We start from the raw sequence: 15,835 nt of genomic DNA, 5'->3' as shown, positions 1-15,835 counted from the left end.
CGGGACGGCGGTCGCCCGTTCGGGCAGAGCCGGCGCGTATCGCCGCCGAATGCTCGCCGGGGAGGCTGCGCAGAGTAGCGTCATTCTTGCACCCGAGGAGGCAGGCACGTGGGACAGCTCATCTACGATCACATCGGACCGGCCGTCGAGATCGACGACCGGACTCTCGCGCATCTGAAGGTGGTCGTCACCACCAAGCTGCGACGCCACGAGAGCTTCACGCTCTCGTGGGACACCCCGGACGCCCACGGGCGGACCACCATCTGGATCCATCCCGCGATCCCCGTGCGGTTCGTCTTCGATGACGATGAGCCGACCGAGCTGAACCGCGAGTGGATCCAGCGGCTCGTCCATTCGGCCGCCAGCGGCGGCGGCATCGTCCTCACGGGCGAGCACCCCGACAGCGGAGTCCCGGCGGCGTCGTAACGCCCACCCGCGAGAGAGCCCCCGCACCCGTGCGGGGGCTCTCTTCGTCTGGCTCCGTCGAGCCGGGGCGAACGCCGAAGCCCCCGGTCCCGTCGCCGCGCCGTGTGGCGAGAGGACGGGGCCGGGGGCCTTTTCAGCGTCGGTGGATCAGACGCCGTAGTACAGCTCGTACTCGAACGGGTGCGGGCGCTGCGCGGCCGGCAGGATCTCGTGCTCGTGCTTGAAGGCGATCCACGTGTCGATCAGCTCGTCGGTGAACACGCCACCGGCGGTGAGGAACTCGCGGTCGGCGTCCAGGGCCTCGAGCGAGTCGAGCAGCGAGTTCGGGACCTGGGGGATGCCCTTGGCCTCCTCGGCCGGGAGCTCGTAGAGGTCCTTGTCGATCGGCTCGTGCGGCTCGATGCGGTTCTTGATGCCGTCGAGGCCCGCCATCAGCTGCGCGGCGAACGCGAGGTACGGGTTGCCGGAGGCATCGGGCGCACGGAACTCGATGCGCTTGGCCTTCGGGTTCGAACCCGTGATCGGGATGCGGATCGCGGCGGAGCGGTTGCCGGCCGAGTAGACCAGGTTGACCGGAGCCTCGAAGCCCTTGACCAGGCGACGGTACGAGTTCAGCGTCGGGTTGGTGAAGGCGAGCAGCGCGGGGGCGTGCTTCAGGATGCCGCCGATGTACCAGCGGGCGATGTCGGAGAGCTGGGCGTAGCCCTTCTCGTCGAAGAACAGCGGCTTGCCGTCGGCCCACAGCGACTGGTGCACGTGCATGCCCGAGCCGTTGTCGCCGAAGAGCGGCTTCGGCATGAACGTCGCCGTCTTGCCCCACTGCTCGGCGGTGTTCTTGACGATGTACTTGAACTTCAGCACGTCATCGGCCGCGTGGACCATCGTGTCGAAGCGGTAGTTGATCTCGGCCTGGCCCGCGGTGCCCACCTCGTGGTGCGAGCGCTCGACCTGGAGGCCAGCGTCGGCCAGCTTCAGGCAGATGTCGTCGCGCAGGTCGGCCTGCTTGTCGACCGGCGAAACGGGGAAGTAGCCGCCCTTGAACGGGGTTTTGTTCGCGAGGTTGCCACCCTCCTCCTCGCGGCCCGAGTTCCAGGCGGCCTCCTCCGAGTCGACCGAGTAGAACGACTTGCCCTGCGAGACCTCGTAGCGCACGTCGTCGAACACGTAGAACTCGGCCTCGGGGGCGAAGAACGCGGTGTCGGCGATGCCGGTCGAGGCGAGGTACTTCTCGGCCTTCTTGGCGACCTGACGCGGGTCCTTCGAGTAGATCTCGCCGTTGCGGGGGTTGAAGATGTCGAACACCATCACGAGCGTCTTCGACTCGCGGAAGGGGTCGATGTAGGCGGTCGTGACGTCCGGGATCAGCTGGAGGTCCGACTCGTTGATGCTGGCGAAGCCGCGGATCGACGAACCGTCGAACATCTGGCCGACCGTGAAGAAGTCCTCGTCGACGGACACGGCCGGGATGTTGAAGTGCTGCTGGACACCAGGAAGGTCGGTGAAACGGATGTCGAGGAACTTGACATCGTTCTCCTTGATGTACTTCAGCACCTCGGAAGAGTCGTTGAACATGGAGGCTCCAGATTGGTGGGACTTCGGGTGGGGATCGCCTGGAACGCAGGTGACTCGTTGAACGTAGCCCGGGGGGATTGCTCGAGGGTGTCCCTCGTGTTTCGGGCATGTTACACAGGCATCTGGCGGCGCCGGGGGTCGGTGGCTCTCACCCTGCCCGCCTAGGCTGGAACGATGAGCACTTCGGCCGACGCCTATCCGGGTCAGGATCTGGGACTCCCGAAGGAGGGGCGCGGCAGCATCGCCCACCTCCCGCGCCGGATCCTCGGACTCGCGATCGACTGGGCGGCGACGCTGATCATCTCGAACGCGTTCTTCCCCGACGAGCAGCTCGCGCCCCTGGTGGTGCTCGCGGTGCTGCACATCATCTTCATCCCGACGATCGGCGGAAGCCCCGGGCACCGGATTGCAGGCCTGCGCCTGCAGAGCGTCGCGGGCGGCTGGACCGGCATCTGGCGCCCGATCGTGCGGGCGGTGCTGCTGGTGCTCGTGATCCCAGCCGTGATCTGGAACAAGGACAACCGGGGTCTCCACGACGTCGTGGCGGGCACCGTGCTCGTCCGCGCCTGATCCGAGCCGTTCACGACGAAGGCCCCGCCGATCGGCGGGGCCTTCGCTGCAGATCAGCGGATCAGCGGATCAGCGCGGACGCGGAGCGCGCGCCTTGGTCGGGTCGATGCCCTTGGGGATCGGCAGCGACGCGAGAGACTGCGAGACCGACTCGATGCGCTGCACGACGGCGCCCATCGTGGCGCGGTCGATCGCCTTCGGAAGCTTCTTGATGGTGCGAGCGAGGTCGGCGATGGCGACCTCGTCCGTCCCGTGCCCGACGTACAGCTCGGTGACGGGGACGCCGGCGGCGACACGGGCCGCCTTCATCTTCTCGTCGCGCATCAGACGCGTGAGGCGACCGCGCGAGCCCTCGCCGACGATGACGATTCCGCCGCGGCCCACCGCGCGGTAGACGGCCTCCTGCGTCTTCGGGTTGACGCCCACGGGCATCTCCGTCGCGCGCCAGTTGCGACCGAGCATGCTCGAGAGCACGTGCCCGGTGGCGCCGGGCATGCCGTCGAGCTTCTGGTACATGGCGGTGGTCGACAGGCGCGTCATCGTCATCATGGCGGCGACGAGACCGATCATCAGGCCGGCGATGCTCCACAGGACGATGCCGAGCACGTCCGGCTGCAGCAGCAGGCCCAGCAGCACGCCGAGCGCGATGCCGAGCACCACGATGCCACCCACCAGCCACCCGAGCCACGGGTACACCTCGCGCGTGAAGGTGAACAGGGATCGGATCTGCGAGAAGAATCCGGGGCGCTTCTCGGCCTCGGGGGTGCGTGCTGCCATGTCCGCAAGTCTACCGAGGCGCGCGGGCCGTGCCGACCGGGTGACCGGTCGCCTCGCGCCCATTCGTCCCCAGGCCGGACGGGCCGATGACCTCGCCCACATCGGAGGCCGGTCGAGTGTCGCGGCCGCCCGGATGAGCAGGATGGCGGCATGCGCCTTCGACACCGCCCCGAACCCGCCGCGGAAGAGCCGGCGGACCCCGCTCCCGTGTCGGCGCCCGGCGCGCCCCTCACCGACGCGTATCGCCCGATTCGTAGGGTGACGCCGCCGGAGTCGCCTCTGCCCGGAGTGCTGGCGGCGGAGGGGGAGCGGCGGGTGCTGCTGGTCGACGCCGCGGTCGCCGCGGGCGGGGTGTTCGGCGGGCACGCCGACCGGCCTCAGCATCTCCTCGCGCCCCTCGAGCTCGTGCGCCGCAGCGACGGCCACGATCTCGAGCTGCCGTGGTGCCGTGAACCGCTCGGTCGACTCCTCGACGCGCGGACGGCGCAGGGGAGGCCTCTTGCCGGCGGCGAGCTCGTCACGCTGGTGGTGAGCCTGCTGCGCGGAACGCGCGAAGCATGGGACGGCCCGGTGCCGCCGGACGGGGCGCCGGCTGCGGGGCGCTGGTGGGTGGACGACGAGGGCCGGCCCCTGTTCGCTCCCGCCGACGACGGCGGCCAGGTGGCGTCGGAGGCCGACGCCCTGATCGAGCGCGCGATGGGCCACACGCGTGAGCGCGTCCTGCTGCGGGTTATCGGTGAGGCGCGGGAGGCGCTCCAGCGGCCGCGCCGCCTTCACCGGGTCATCGACGGCCTGGAGGATGCGCTGTTCGAGGCCTTCGCGCCGCGCGCGCTGGAGCGGGGCACCGGTCAGCCGACGGTTCGCCCGGTCCTCGACGACGACCCGCTGGGGACCGATGCCTTTCGTTCGCCGCCTTCGAGCGGCGCGGTGAGGGACGTGGTGGAGCGCTTCACCGACACCGCCTTCGCCGAGGCGGTGGGCGAGGGCGTCGACCGGGCCCGGACCGCCGTGCGCCGCGCCCTGACGAGCGGCGGGCGGAGGCTGCCGCTCGCCGTGGGCGGGGCGGCGGCCCTGGCGGTGATCGCGGGAGGCCTGCTCTTGCCCACCGACCCGGATCCTGCGGATGCCCGTGCGGTGTCCCGTCCGACACCCTCCGCGTCGCGCGCCGCGACGCCGTCCGACCTCCCAGAGGCATCGCCCGCCCCGTCGCCGCGCCCCACGCCGGCGACCGCCGAGGGCGCGCAGGCGGCCGGTGATCGTCTGCGCCTCGCCGCCGTCGAGTGCGGCGCCCACGGCGACCCTCTGTGCGCAGCGATCCGCGAGGAGGGCGCCGAGCCGCTCGGACCCGAGGTCCTCGACGTGATGGCAGAAGCCGCGGGGGTCGAGCTGCTCGACGACTACGGCGACGTCGCCGTGCTGCGCGCCGACGCGGTCTCGAGCGGGGGATCGGCGCTGCTGCAGCTGGTGCGGCTCGACGGGCGCTGGCTGCTGCGCGGCGCGCAGCTCACCCCCAGGCCGTGAACCGCCGTCCACGCCGAAGGGGCCCGGCCGGCGTGATGCCGGGCCGGGCCCCTTCGGGACGCGATGTCAGATGCCGAGGTCGGCGGTGAACGCCGCCTCTTCCAGGCGAGCCTTGACCGCCGACAGGAAGCGGGCCGCGTCGGCGCCGTCGATCGTGCGGTGGTCGTACGACAGCGCGAGGTAGACGTACGAGCGGATGCCGATCGCCTCGACGCCGTCGACCTTCACCACGCCGGGGCGCTTGTAGACGATGCCGGTGCCGAGGATCGCCGACTGGGGCAGGAACACAACGGGCGTGTCGAACAGCGCGCCACGCGAACCGGTGTTGGTCAGCGTGAAGGTGCCGCCGGCGAGCTCGTCGGGCTTCAGCTTGTTGTCGCGCGTGCGCGCGGCGAGGTCGGCGATCTCGCCCGAGATCTGCGCGAGGTTCTTCGAACCCGCGTCGCGCAGCACCGGCGTGAGCAGGCCACGCGGCGTGTCGACCGCGATCGAGATGTTCTCCGAGGCCGGGTAGACGATGTTCTCGCCGTCCAGCGTCGAGTTGATGATCGGGAACGCCTGCAGCGCCTCGGCCGCGGCCAGGGCGAAGAAGGGAAGGAACGACAGCTTGCCGCCGGTCTTGGCGACGAAGTCGCTCTGGACCTGCTGACGCAGGGCGGCGACCTTGGTGACGTCCACCTCGACCACCGTCGTCAGCTGGGCCGTCGAGTTCATCGACTCGACCGCACGCGACGCCAGCACCTTGCGCAGGCGCGACATCGGCTGGGTCGTGCCACGCAGCTCCGACACCTCGAGCTTGGTCGCGGCGGGGGCGGCAGCGGCGGGAGCGGCGCCGGCGGCGGGTGCCGTCTTCGCCTCGGCGGCCTTGAGCACGTCCTCCTTGCGGATGCGACCACCGACGCCGGTGCCCGAGACGGTGCCGAGATCGACGCCGTTCTGCGCGGCGAGGCGGCGGACGAGCGGGGTCACGTAGACCTTGTCGTCGTCGTCAGCGGCGGGTGCAGCCTGTGCGGGGGCGGGAGCGGGCGGTGCCTGCTGCGCCGGGGCGGGAGCGGCAGGGGCCTCCTGCGCGGGGGCCGGGGCGGCGGGCGCCGGAGCCTCCTGAGCGGGAGCTGCCGGAGCCTCCTGAGCCGGGGCTGCCGGAGCCTCCTGCGCCGGGGCTGCCGGAGCCTCCTGCGCCGGAGCGGCGGGGGCCTCCTGCGCCGGCGCGGGGGCGCCGCTGCCGACGCGAGCCAGGACCGAGCCGACCTCGACGGTGGCGTCCTCGGCGACGAGGATCTCCTGGATGACACCCGCGACGGGCGAGGGGATCTCGGTGTCGACCTTGTCGGTCGAGATCTCGAGCAGGGCCTCGTCGACCTCGATCGAGTCGCCGACCTGCTTCAGCCAGCGGGTGACGGTGCCCTCGGTGACGCTCTCACCGAGCTCGGGGAGCACGATGTCGGTGGCGTCGCCGGCGGGAGCCGCCGGAGCGGTCTCGGCGACGGGAGCGGGGGCGGCCTCGGCGGCGGGAGCGGGCTCGGCGGCGGGAGCGGCCTCGGCCGCAGGAGCGGCGGGGGCCTCGGCGGGCGCGGCGGCAGGTGCCTCCGGCTCCGACGCGGCACCCGAGCCGTCGCCGATCTTGGCGAGGACGGCGCCGACCTCGACGGTCTCATCCTCCTGAACGAGGATCTCCTCGATGACGCCCGCAACGGGCGACGGGATCTCGGTGTCGACCTTGTCGGTCGAGATCTCGAGCAGGGCCTCGTCGACGGCGATCGTGTCGCCGACGCTCTTCAGCCAGCGGGTGACCGTTCCCTCGGTGACGCTTTCGCCAAGCTCGGGGAGGACCACGGAAGTACTCATGTCGGAGTCTCCTTCAGGGTTGGATGACGTTTACAGCTTAGTGACGTGCGGTCGACGAACTGACCGCGAAAGCCTCGGATCTTCGGAAAGCGAGGCGCAGATCCTCAGATCGCGTGCAGCGGCTTGCCCGCGAGGGCGAGGAACGCCTCTCCGAGCGCCTCGCTCTGGGTCGGGTGCGCATGGATCAGGGGGGCGATGTCCTCGGGGTGCGCCTCCCAGGCGACCGCGAGCTGCCCCTCGGTGATGAGCTCGCCGACGCGGTCGCCCAGCAGGTGGACGCCGAGCACGGGGCCGTTCACCTGGCGCACGACCTTCACGAGCCCGCCGGTGCCGATGATCTCCGACTTCCCGTTGCCCGCGAGGTTGTACTCGTAGGCGGTGACGCCCTCGGCACCGTGCGCCTCCACGGCCTGGGCCTCAGTGAGGCCGACCGACGCCACCTCCGGGTGCGAGTAGGTGACCTTGGGGATCTGCGTCTCGGGCACCGGCACGGGGTCGAGCCCCGCGATGGCCTCGGCCACGAAGATGCCCTGCTGGAAGCCGCGATGCGCGAGCTGCAGGCCGGGCACGATGTCGCCGACCGCCCAGACGTGCTCCGCGGTCGTGCGCAGGCGGTCGTCGACCGTGACGAACCCGCGATCGAGCGCGACGCCCGCCTCCTCGAAGCCGAGCCCGGCGGTCGCAGGGCCGCGGCCGACGGCGACGAGCAGGTAGTCGGCGCGGATCTCGGATCCGTCCTCGAGCGCGACGGTCACGCCGTCCTGATCCTGAGTCGCGGAGGCGAAGCGGACGCCGAGACGCGCCTGGATGCCGCGTTTGCGGTAGGCGCGCTCGAGCCCCTTGCTCAGGGCGATGTCCTCGTTCGGCACCAGGTGCTCGAGCGCCTCGACGATGGTCACGTCGGCGCCGAAGGAGCGCCAGACGCTCGCGAACTCGACGCCGATGACGCCGCCGCCGAGGATGACCACCGACGCCGGGATCTCGTCGAGCGCGAGCGCGCCCTCGCTCGTGAGGATGCGCCCGCCGATCTCGAGCCCGGGGAGGCTGCGGCTGTACGACCCGGTCGCGAGCACCACGTCCGCGCCCGTGTACGTGTCGTCGCCGACGCGCACCGTGCGGTCGGCCTCCAGCACGCCCTCTCCAGCCACCACGGTGATGCCGCGGCGCGCGACCAGGCCGGTGAGCCCCCGGAACTTCTTGGCGACGATGCCCTCGCGGTACGCGCGCAGGCCCGCGGTGTCGACGCCGCCCAGCGAGGCGGTGATGCCATAGGAGGCGGCCCCACGGACCGAGTCGGCGATCTCGGCAGCATGCAGCAGGGCCTTGGTGGGGATGCAGCCGCGGTGCAGGCAGGTCCCGCCGACCTTGTCCTTCTCGATCAGCGCGACCGACCGCCCCAGCTCCGAGGCGCGGATCGCGGCGGCGTATCCGCCGCTCCCGCCGCCGAGGATGACGAGGTCGAACTGGTGTGCGGTCACAGGACCTCGCCGCCCGCGGCCACGAAGTCGATCAGCGCGCGGGTGCTCGCGCCGGTCGGGCCCTTGTCGGTGAAGCCGTAGGGGCTCGACGTGCTCATCGCGGAACCGGCGATGTCGAGGTGCACCCACGGGATGCGCGGCGCGTCCTCGTGCTCGCCGGTGCGACCGATGAAGCGCTGCAGGAACAGGCCCGCAAAGAGCGAGCCCGCGTTGCGGTTGCCCATGTCGGCGTTGCGCATGTCGGCCACGCGCGAGTCGAGCTGCTCGCCGATGTAGCCGGGCAGGGGGAGGGGCCAGGCCGGCTCGCCCGTCCGGTCGGCCGCGCGAAGGAACGCGTCCACCGCGTCGCCGTGACCCATGACGCCGGTGTGGCGGGTGCCGAGGGCCACGAGGATCGCGCCGGTCAGCGTGGCGACGTCGACGATCACGTCCGGGTTCTCGCGGCTCGCCGCGACCAGGCCGTCGGCGAGGACGAGGCGTCCCTCCGCGTCGGTGTTGGTCACCTCGACGGTTGTGCCGTCGAGCATCGTGAGCACATCCCCCGGGCGGGTGGCGCGGCCCGACGGCATGTTGTCGGCGATGCACATCCACGCCGTCACGCGGACGGGCAGGCGGAGCTGAGCGGCGGCGCGGATCACGGCGAGCACCTCGGCCGCGCCGGTCATGTCCTCGTTCATGCCGATCATCGAGGCGGCGGGCTTCAGGGACAGGCCGCCGGTGTCGAAGGTGATGCCCTTGCCGACGAGGGCGACGTGGCGCTCGGCGCCCTCGGGCGCCCACTCGAGGCGCACGAGGCGGGGCGGGCGATCCGATCCGCGGCCGACGCCGAGGATGCCGCCGAAGCCGCCGTCCTCGAGCGCCGCCTCGTCGTAGACGGTCACGTCGATGCCGAGGCCCTCCGTGGCCGCGATCGCGGCGTCGGCGAGCTGTGCGGGGCTCTGGCGGTCGGCGGTGGTCGAGACCAGGTCCTTCACCAGCGCGACGGCCTCGGCGCCGGCGCGCACCGCGTCGAGGGCGTCGTCGTCGACGGGGCCGGGAACGTGCACGAGCACGGTGGACGCACGGCGCTTCTTCTTCGCCTTCTCGGGGTCCTTCGTCTTGTACGAGTCGAACGAGTAGCCGCCCAGCGCGGCGCCCTCGGCGGCGACGCGCCATGCGCCCTCGACCCGTGCGGCCACGTGCACGGCGACGGTGTCGAAACCGGTCAGCTGGCGAACGGCGGCGCCGACCGCCTCGCGGACGTCGTCGGCGTCCGGCTCGGAGCCGAGCCCGACCACCGCGAGCGGCTTGTCGGTGACGGCGGGGACGAAGACGCGGGCGAAGGAGTTCTTGGCACCGGTGAAGCCGATCGCGTCGAGCGCGGGCTTCAGATCCGGGATGTCGAGACGCTCGTTCTCACCGAAGGACGGAAGGGCCAGGATCGCGGCCTCCGCGCTGTTCGAAGGGAAGGAATCGATGGTCAGCGCGAGATCGGGAATCGGCATGCGATCCATCCTAGGTACGCGCAGAGCGGAAGGGGGCCGCGCCGCTCCGGCGGCTCGTAGCATGGAGGAATGCCCTTCACCGGTGACATCTACGAGCGCGTCGCGAACGGACCCGAGGTCCCTGAGGGCCTGCCGCTCGTGATCCTGATGACCGGCTTCACCGACGCCGGCGGGGCCGTCGCGAGCCTGATCGAGTTCGCTCGGGAGGAGCTGCGCCCGCGCCCCGTGGTCGTGTTCTCCAACGACGCGCTGCTCGACTACCGCGCGCGCCGCCCGATCGTCACGTTCGAACAGGATCACCTGAGCGACTACCGCCCGCCGCGCCTCGAGCTCTCGCTCGCGCGCGACGCGCTGGGGCAGCCCTTCCTGCTGCTCGCGGGATACGAGCCGGACTTCGCCTGGGACGCCTTCGCCTCCGCCGCGATCGGCTTCGCCGAGCTCTTCGCCGTCACCTCGGTGACGTGGGTGCACGCGATCGGGATGCCCGTGCCGCACACCCGCACCCTCGGCACCACGGTCAGCGGCAACCGCGCCGACCTCATCGAGTCGCACTCGATCTGGCACCCGCGCACGCAGGTGCCGGCCACCGCGGGCCATCTGCTGGAGTACCGCTTCATCGAGAGCGGCTTCGACACGGCGGGGTTCGTGCTGCTTGTGCCGCACTACCTGGCCGAGACCGACTACCCGGCGGCGACGATCGCGGGCCTCGACCGACTGATGGCGGCGACCGGACTCGTCTTCACCCTCGACGAGCTGTACGGCGAGAATCGCGAGTACCTCGGCAAGGTCGAGGACCAGATCGCGGGCAACGACGAGCTGGCCCGGATGGTGCAGGGGCTCGAGGAGCGCTACGACGCGTATGCGGCCGGTCTCACGGGCGGCGCGCCGTCGGTCGCGGGGATCCGCGAGGGCGATCTGCCGAGTGCGGACGAGCTGGCAGCCGAGCTCGAGCGCTTCCTCGCCTCGCGCCCCAACGGCGACGAGGACAAGCGGGGCTGACGGAATACCGAGGGCCGGCGGATCGTTGACCTGACTGTGCGCGAGCGGGCGCAGAACCGCCGCACCGACGCGGTGCGTGAAGCGACTGTGGACGTATGAGACAATGGGTGTCCGACCCGTTGCCGAGACGACGCACGCAAGTGCGCTGGACTTGACAAGGGTCTTACTAGTGCCCGAATACACCCGGGGGTGCGGCGCGCAGCGCCGCCGGTGAAAGGCGAAACGTGACCACTGCCACGAAGACTCCGCGGACCACCGCGAAGAAGAAGGACGCCGCCGACGCGGAAGAGGCCGTCGAGGCCACCACCGCGGCAAAGGCGCCTGCGAAGACCACGGCACGCAAGACCGCCGCCGCGAAGGACGACGCGGCCAAGGCGCCCGCGCGGAAGACCGCTGCCAAGGCCGCCCCGAAGAAGTCGGCGACCAAGAAGGCGAAGTCCGACGAGCCCGATGAGGACGAGGCCGTCGAGGCCGAGGACATCGAGGTCGACGACGACGACTCGGCCGACGAGTCGGCCGACGGCGAGGCGAAGACCAAGGTCGTCACCGAGCCGCTGCCCACCGGCGCGATCGTCATCTCGTCGAACGACGAGGAGGACGTCCCCGTCTACTCGACCGCGATCACCGGCGCCACCGCCGACCCGGTCAAGGACTACCTGAAGCAGATCGGCAAGGTCCCGCTGCTGAACGCGGCTGAGGAGGTCGACCTCGCCATGCGCATCGAGGCCGGTCTGTTCGCCGAGGAGAAGCTGTCCAAGATGTCGGCGGCCGAGAAGTCGCAGCAGCTGGGCCTCGACCTCCAGTGGGTCGCCCGCGATGGCCAGCGCGCCAAGTCGCACCTGCTCGGCGCGAACCTCCGCCTCGTCGTCTCGCTCGCGAAGCGATACACCGGACGCGGCATGCAGTTCCTGGACCTGATCCAGGAGGGCAACCTCGGTCTGATCCGTGCGGTCGAGAAGTTCGACTACACCAAGGGCTTCAAGTTCTCGACGTACGCCACCTGGTGGATCCGTCAGGCGATCACCCGCGCGATGGCCGACCAGGCCCGCACCATCCGCATCCCGGTGCACATGGTCGAGGTCATCAACAAGCTCGCCCGCGTCCAGCGCCAGATGCTGCAGGACCTGGGCCGCGAGCCCACACCCGAGGAGCTCTCGAAGGAGCTCGACATGACCCCCGAGAAGGTCATCGAGGTGCAGAAGTACGGCCGCGAGCCGATCTCGCTGCACACGCCCCTCGGCGAGGACGGCGACAGCGAGTTCGGCGACCTCATCGAGGACACCGAGGCGGTCGTTCCGGCCGACGCGGTGGGCTTCACGATGCTGCAGCGTCAGCTCGAGAGCCTCCTCGACTCGCTCTCGGAGCGCGAGGCGGGCGTGATCCGCATGCGCTTCGGCCTGGGCGACGGTCAGCCGAAGACGCTCGACCAGATCGGCGACACGTTCGGCGTCACGCGCGAGCGCATCCGCCAGATCGAGTCGAAGACGATGGCGAAGCTGCGCCACCCGTCGCGCTCGCAGTCGCTCCGGGACTACCTCGAGTGAGCGGCGCCGCGAACGAAGGCAAGGCCCTCGAGGTCGAGGTCGACGGCGAGAAGGTGCAGCGCATCCCGCTGCGCACGCGCGTCGTTATGCCGGATGACTCGCTCGACGAGATCATCACGACCTATGCGAAGGACGCCGTGCAGCAGGGCGACCTGCTGTTCGTGACCGAGAAGATCGTCGCGATCATGCAGGGCCGCTCGTACCTGCTCACCGACATCACGGTGCGGCCGCTCGCGCGGTTCCTCTCCAAGTACGTCGTCAAGACGCCGTACGGCATCGGCCTCGGCATGCCCGAGACGATGGAGATGGCCCTGCGCGAGTGCGGCACGCCGCGGATCCTGTTCGCGGCGGCCGTCGCGGCCGTCACCAAGGCCTTCGGGCGCCGTGGCGACTTCTACCGGATCGCGGGCGACAAGGCCCGCGCGATCGACGGCCCCACCAGCGGCACGATCCCTCCGTACAACCAGGCCGTGGTGCTCGGTCCCGACAAGCCCCGCGAGGTCGCCCGCCACGTGCAGGCGCTGCTGGGCGGCGGGATCGACGTCGCCGTCGTCGACATCAACGACATCGGCGGCAACATCCTCGGCTCCACGCTCGACAAGGCGGGGGAGAAGCGACTCGTGCGCATCCTCGGCGACAACCCGCTCGGCCAGGGGCACCAGTCCACGCCGCTCGGCATCGTCCGCCCGGTCTGACGACCCGCGCCACACGAAAGGCCCCTCCTCGGAGGGGCCTTTCGTCGTCTCGGCGGCACGCACCGCCGGGCGTGTCAGAAGCCGATGGCCTTGCGGTAGCGCGGCTTGTGGCCCGTGCGGATGCCGGTGACGCTGGGCTTGTTCTCGTAGACGCCCGCGCCCCAGTTGCCCTCGACGAGCACCGGGCCCTCGGGGGTCACCACAACGTCCCAGCCGACGTAGGGCACCTCGGGGACGACGCGAGCCGCCTCGTCGACGAACGCCCGCACCTCGTCCATGAAGGGCAGGCGGAAATCGGCGATGCGGAAGCCCGTGTCGGGGTGCTCGGCGTGCACGTGGCCGTGCGAGTCGTAGCCGTCGCCGAATGCCCGGCCGTCGTCGTGGAGCATCGTGTAGAACCCGCCGTACGACATCTGGTCGCTCACGGCGCCGCGGCCGAACTTCTGCGCGATCGCGAGGATGTGGACGTCGGTGCCGTCGAAGAAGGCGGTGATGCGCGTGGTGTTCACAGTGCCGGGGCAGACGGCGGCGAGGTCGTCGTGCTGGCGGATGACCTCCTCGAGCAGCAGCTCGTCGCGCTCGAGGAGCCCGCGGTGGAACGACTCCCAGTCGGTCACGTCGGCCGCGTGATAGCGACGCACGCCGAGCCCCATGTGGCTCACCGGCACCTTCGCGATGAACGTGCCGTGCTTCTGGGCGAAGTCGCGCACGGCGTCGGCGTTGCCGGCCTCGACGACGAGCCACTCGCGCTTCAGGAAGCGGTCGAACAGCTTGTTGAACTCGATCTTGTTCTCGAACAGGACGCGCTTGTCCTTGCGGGCGAAGCGCTGGGCGAGCTGCATCGAGACGGGGTGCGTCATGAAGGTCGCCCGCTCGTCGCGGGTGAGGATCGCGAAGTCGTAGTCGACGTAGTCCTGGAAGGCGACGTCGTTCCGCGCGGCCGACCAGAGCATGTCCGCGAGCACCTTCGGCGTCCAGGTGCCGTGCTGCTCGTGCACCTCCTTGGCGCGGTCCACCACCGACTTCACGTCGATGCGGCGGGCGCGCTCTGCGAGGTAGCGGAACTTGCCGGCGAGGCCGAGGCGGTTGTCAGTCAATGCACACTCCGAGTGAGGGGCGGGGCTCAGCGGGGCCGATCGGCCCCCGGGTTAGTCTAGGTCGGTGACCTGGCCGAACCCCCGGCGAGCCGCCCCGCTCGCCCGCATCTCGCACTCGGCCCTCCTCGCGAATGCGCGGACGCTCGCGGTCGATCCGGCCGTCGTCGTCGATCTGCGCCGCGACGCCTGGGGGCATGGGATCGACGTCGTGGCCGCCGCGGCCGCCGAGGCCGGCATCCGATTCGCACACGCCGATCCGCGCGACGCCGACGCGGTCGCGCGCGTCGGGCTCGAGAGCGTCGCCACCGCGCCGACGGGGGGCGAGCGGCTCTACGGGCTCCCCGGTTCCGGCGGGACGCCCGCGCTCGTCCTCACGGCCCCCGTGCTGTCCATCAAGCCGCTCCTGGCGGGCGAGGGGGTGTCGTACGGGTACACGCACCGGGCGGCGGCCGACACCCGTGTGGCGCTGATCTCCGGCGGATACGCCGAGGGGGTGGTGCGCGGGCTGGGCAACCGGGCGAGTGTCGAGCTGAGCGGCGGCCTCCGCCCGATCATCGGGCGCGTCGCCATGGATGTCTGCGTGATCGACATCGCCGACGCGCCGGCCGAGCCCGGCGACGAGGCCGTGTACTTCGGGTCGGGCCTCGTGCGCGATGCCCTCGCCGACTGGGCGTCCGCCACGGGACTCACCCCCGCCGAGCTCGTCTGCGCGGTGGGCCTGCACGTCGAACGAGAGGTCGTGGCATGAGCGCCGAGCTGCGGATCTCCCGGGCGCGTCTCGCCGCGAACATCGCGACGGTGCGCGCGCGGGTCGCGCCGGCCGACGTGCTGGTCGTGGTCAAGGACAACGCATACGGGCACGGTGTCGAGACCGTCGCGGCGGTGGCGGTCGAGGCGGGCATCGGCTGGATGGGCGCCATCGACCTGCGCAGCGCGCTGCGCGCGAAGGCCCAGGCGGGCGACCGGGCCCGGGTGTTCTGCTGGCTGACGCTCAGCCAGCAGGAGACGCGCGATGCTCTCGCGGCCGGGCTCGAGCTCGGTGTCGGAGACGCGCTGTACCTGGAGCGCATCGCCGAGCTCGCCACGGGCGCCCCGGCGATCGTGCATCTGAAGATCGACACCGGCCTGCATCGCAACGGCGTCCGTCCCGAGCACTGGCCGGCCTTCGTCGGGCGCGCCGCCGAGCTGGAGCGCGCCGGACGCATCCGGGTCGCCGGGATCTGGAGCCACATCTCCGAGGCCAGCGATGCCGACGACGACGTGGCGCGAGCCGCCTTCGACGCCGCGGTGGGCGCCGCCCGGGACGCGGGGCTGGATCCCGAGGTGCGCCACCTCGCCGCGAGCGCCGCAGGCTGGGCGCGCGCGGAGTTCCGCTACGAGCTGGTGCGCTTCGGCGCGTTCGTCTACGGCGTCCGCTCGGCCGACGGCCCGGACCTCGAGGGAATCGCGCCCGCCGCGACGCTCGTGGCGCGGGTCACCGCGGTCGGGGCCGACCAGGTGGAGATCGGCATCGGGTCGCTCGACGGCCTGCCCTCGACCCTCGGTGGCCGCGTCGCGGTCGGCACGCCGTCCGGCCCCCGCGAGCTGGTTCGCATCGGTCCCGGATCGAGCGTTGTGGCGGCATGGCCCGGGGTCGCGGTGGGCGACGAGGTGGCGGTGTTCGGGCCCGGCGCGTCGGGGGAGTCCTCGGCGACGACGCTCGCCGAGGCCATCGGCACGGTGGGTGAGGAGCCGGTGCTGCGCGTCTCGCCGCTGATCCCGCGGGTGCTGGTCGACTGACCGCGGGACTCTCTCCCCAGCCGCCGCAGACGAGAACGCGCCCGCCCC

14 protein-coding genes are annotated in these 15,835 nt (G+C 71.4%); 8 read left to right on the top strand and 6 right to left on the bottom strand.

From position 1 onward, the window contains the following. The first annotated feature begins 108 nt into the window (after window positions 1-108). On the top strand, window positions 109-426 hold the full coding sequence (locus ACOKGD_RS08475) for a DUF7882 family protein (RefSeq protein ID WP_342334618.1): 318 nt from the start codon (window positions 109-111) through the stop codon (window positions 424-426). Between the two features lie 147 nt (window positions 427-573). Here ACOKGD_RS08475 and glnA read toward each other — a convergent pair whose 3' ends face one another. Then, entirely contained in the window at window positions 574-1,998 is a 1,425-nt protein-coding gene (gene glnA / locus ACOKGD_RS08470; RefSeq protein WP_342334619.1) for a type I glutamate--ammonia ligase, read from the bottom strand. A 174-nt stretch (window positions 1,999-2,172) separates the two neighbouring features. Between glnA and ACOKGD_RS08465 the strand changes: the two genes are divergently transcribed. Continuing rightward, on the top strand, window positions 2,173-2,568 hold the full coding sequence (locus ACOKGD_RS08465; protein WP_342334620.1) for an RDD family protein: 396 nt from the start codon (window positions 2,173-2,175) through the stop codon (window positions 2,566-2,568). Between the two features lie 69 nt (window positions 2,569-2,637). Here the strand turns inward: ACOKGD_RS08465 and ACOKGD_RS08460 are convergent, their stop codons facing one another. Beyond that, entirely contained in the window at window positions 2,638-3,345 is a 708-nt protein-coding gene (locus ACOKGD_RS08460) for a DUF4191 family protein (protein WP_342334621.1), read from the bottom strand. Window positions 3,346-3,495: 150 nt separating this feature from the next. Here ACOKGD_RS08460 and ACOKGD_RS08455 point away from each other — a divergent pair, with 150 nt between their 5' ends. Further along, a complete protein-coding gene (locus ACOKGD_RS08455) occupies window positions 3,496-4,866 on the top strand; it encodes a hypothetical protein (RefSeq protein ID WP_342334622.1) in 1,371 nt (456 codons plus the stop codon). 66 nt (window positions 4,867-4,932) lie between these two features. On the opposite strand, the gene sucB is transcribed toward ACOKGD_RS08455, so the two are convergent. The 3 genes from sucB to ACOKGD_RS08440 form a co-directional block, all read right to left on the bottom strand. Then, the gene (sucB, locus tag ACOKGD_RS08450; protein ID WP_342334623.1) at window positions 4,933-6,711 is read right to left on the bottom strand and encodes a 2-oxoglutarate dehydrogenase, E2 component, dihydrolipoamide succinyltransferase; all 1,779 of its coding nucleotides are present in this window, start codon (window positions 6,709-6,711) and stop codon (window positions 4,933-4,935) included. Between the two features lie 104 nt (window positions 6,712-6,815). Then, entirely contained in the window at window positions 6,816-8,189 is a 1,374-nt protein-coding gene (gene lpdA, locus ACOKGD_RS08445; RefSeq protein WP_342334624.1) for a dihydrolipoyl dehydrogenase, read from the bottom strand. After that, window positions 8,186-9,673 carry a leucyl aminopeptidase gene (locus ACOKGD_RS08440; RefSeq protein ID WP_342334625.1) on the bottom strand — a complete coding sequence of 496 codons (1,488 nt, stop codon included), beginning with the start codon at window positions 9,671-9,673 and terminating at the stop codon, window positions 8,186-8,188. Before ACOKGD_RS08440 ends, lpdA begins: the two co-directional genes overlap by 4 nt. 69 nt (window positions 9,674-9,742) lie before the next feature. Between ACOKGD_RS08440 and ACOKGD_RS08435 the strand changes: the two genes are divergently transcribed. The 3 genes from ACOKGD_RS08435 (at window position 9,743) to ACOKGD_RS08425 (ending at window position 12,911) form a co-directional block, all read left to right on the top strand. After that, entirely contained in the window at window positions 9,743-10,672 is a 930-nt protein-coding gene (locus ACOKGD_RS08435; protein WP_342334626.1) for a proteasome assembly chaperone family protein, read from the top strand. A 224-nt stretch (window positions 10,673-10,896) separates the two neighbouring features. After that, on the top strand, window positions 10,897-12,216 hold the full coding sequence (locus tag ACOKGD_RS08430; protein WP_342334627.1) for an RNA polymerase sigma factor: 1,320 nt from the start codon (window positions 10,897-10,899) through the stop codon (window positions 12,214-12,216). Further along, window positions 12,213-12,911 (top strand): coenzyme F420-0:L-glutamate ligase, encoded by a 699-nt coding sequence (locus ACOKGD_RS08425; protein ID WP_342334628.1) that lies wholly within the window; start codon window positions 12,213-12,215, stop codon window positions 12,909-12,911. Before ACOKGD_RS08430 ends, ACOKGD_RS08425 begins: the two co-directional genes overlap by 4 nt. Before the next feature lie 74 nt (window positions 12,912-12,985). Here ACOKGD_RS08425 and ACOKGD_RS08420 read toward each other — a convergent pair whose 3' ends face one another. After that, entirely contained in the window at window positions 12,986-14,008 is a 1,023-nt protein-coding gene (locus tag ACOKGD_RS08420) for a sugar-transfer associated ATP-grasp domain-containing protein (protein ID WP_342334629.1), read from the bottom strand. Between the two features lie 64 nt (window positions 14,009-14,072). Between ACOKGD_RS08420 and ACOKGD_RS08415 the strand changes: the two genes are divergently transcribed. Further along, window positions 14,073-14,756 carry an alanine racemase gene (locus ACOKGD_RS08415; protein ID WP_342334630.1) on the top strand — a complete coding sequence of 228 codons (684 nt, stop codon included), beginning with the start codon at window positions 14,073-14,075 and terminating at the stop codon, window positions 14,754-14,756. After that, a complete protein-coding gene (locus ACOKGD_RS08410; RefSeq protein ID WP_342334631.1) occupies window positions 14,753-15,787 on the top strand; it encodes an alanine racemase in 1,035 nt (344 codons plus the stop codon). The genes ACOKGD_RS08415 and ACOKGD_RS08410 overlap by 4 nt, the downstream gene beginning before the upstream one ends. The last annotated feature ends 48 nt before the right edge of the window (window positions 15,788-15,835 follow it).

Origin of the sequence: Microbacterium phosphatis (genome assembly GCF_049177115.1) — a bacterium.
In the GTDB taxonomy this organism is placed as follows: domain Bacteria; phylum Actinomycetota; class Actinomycetes; order Actinomycetales; family Microbacteriaceae; genus Microbacterium; species Microbacterium phosphatis.
The sequence above is the reverse complement of the archived record's forward strand: the minus strand, read 5'-3'. Positions and strand labels throughout refer to the sequence as shown.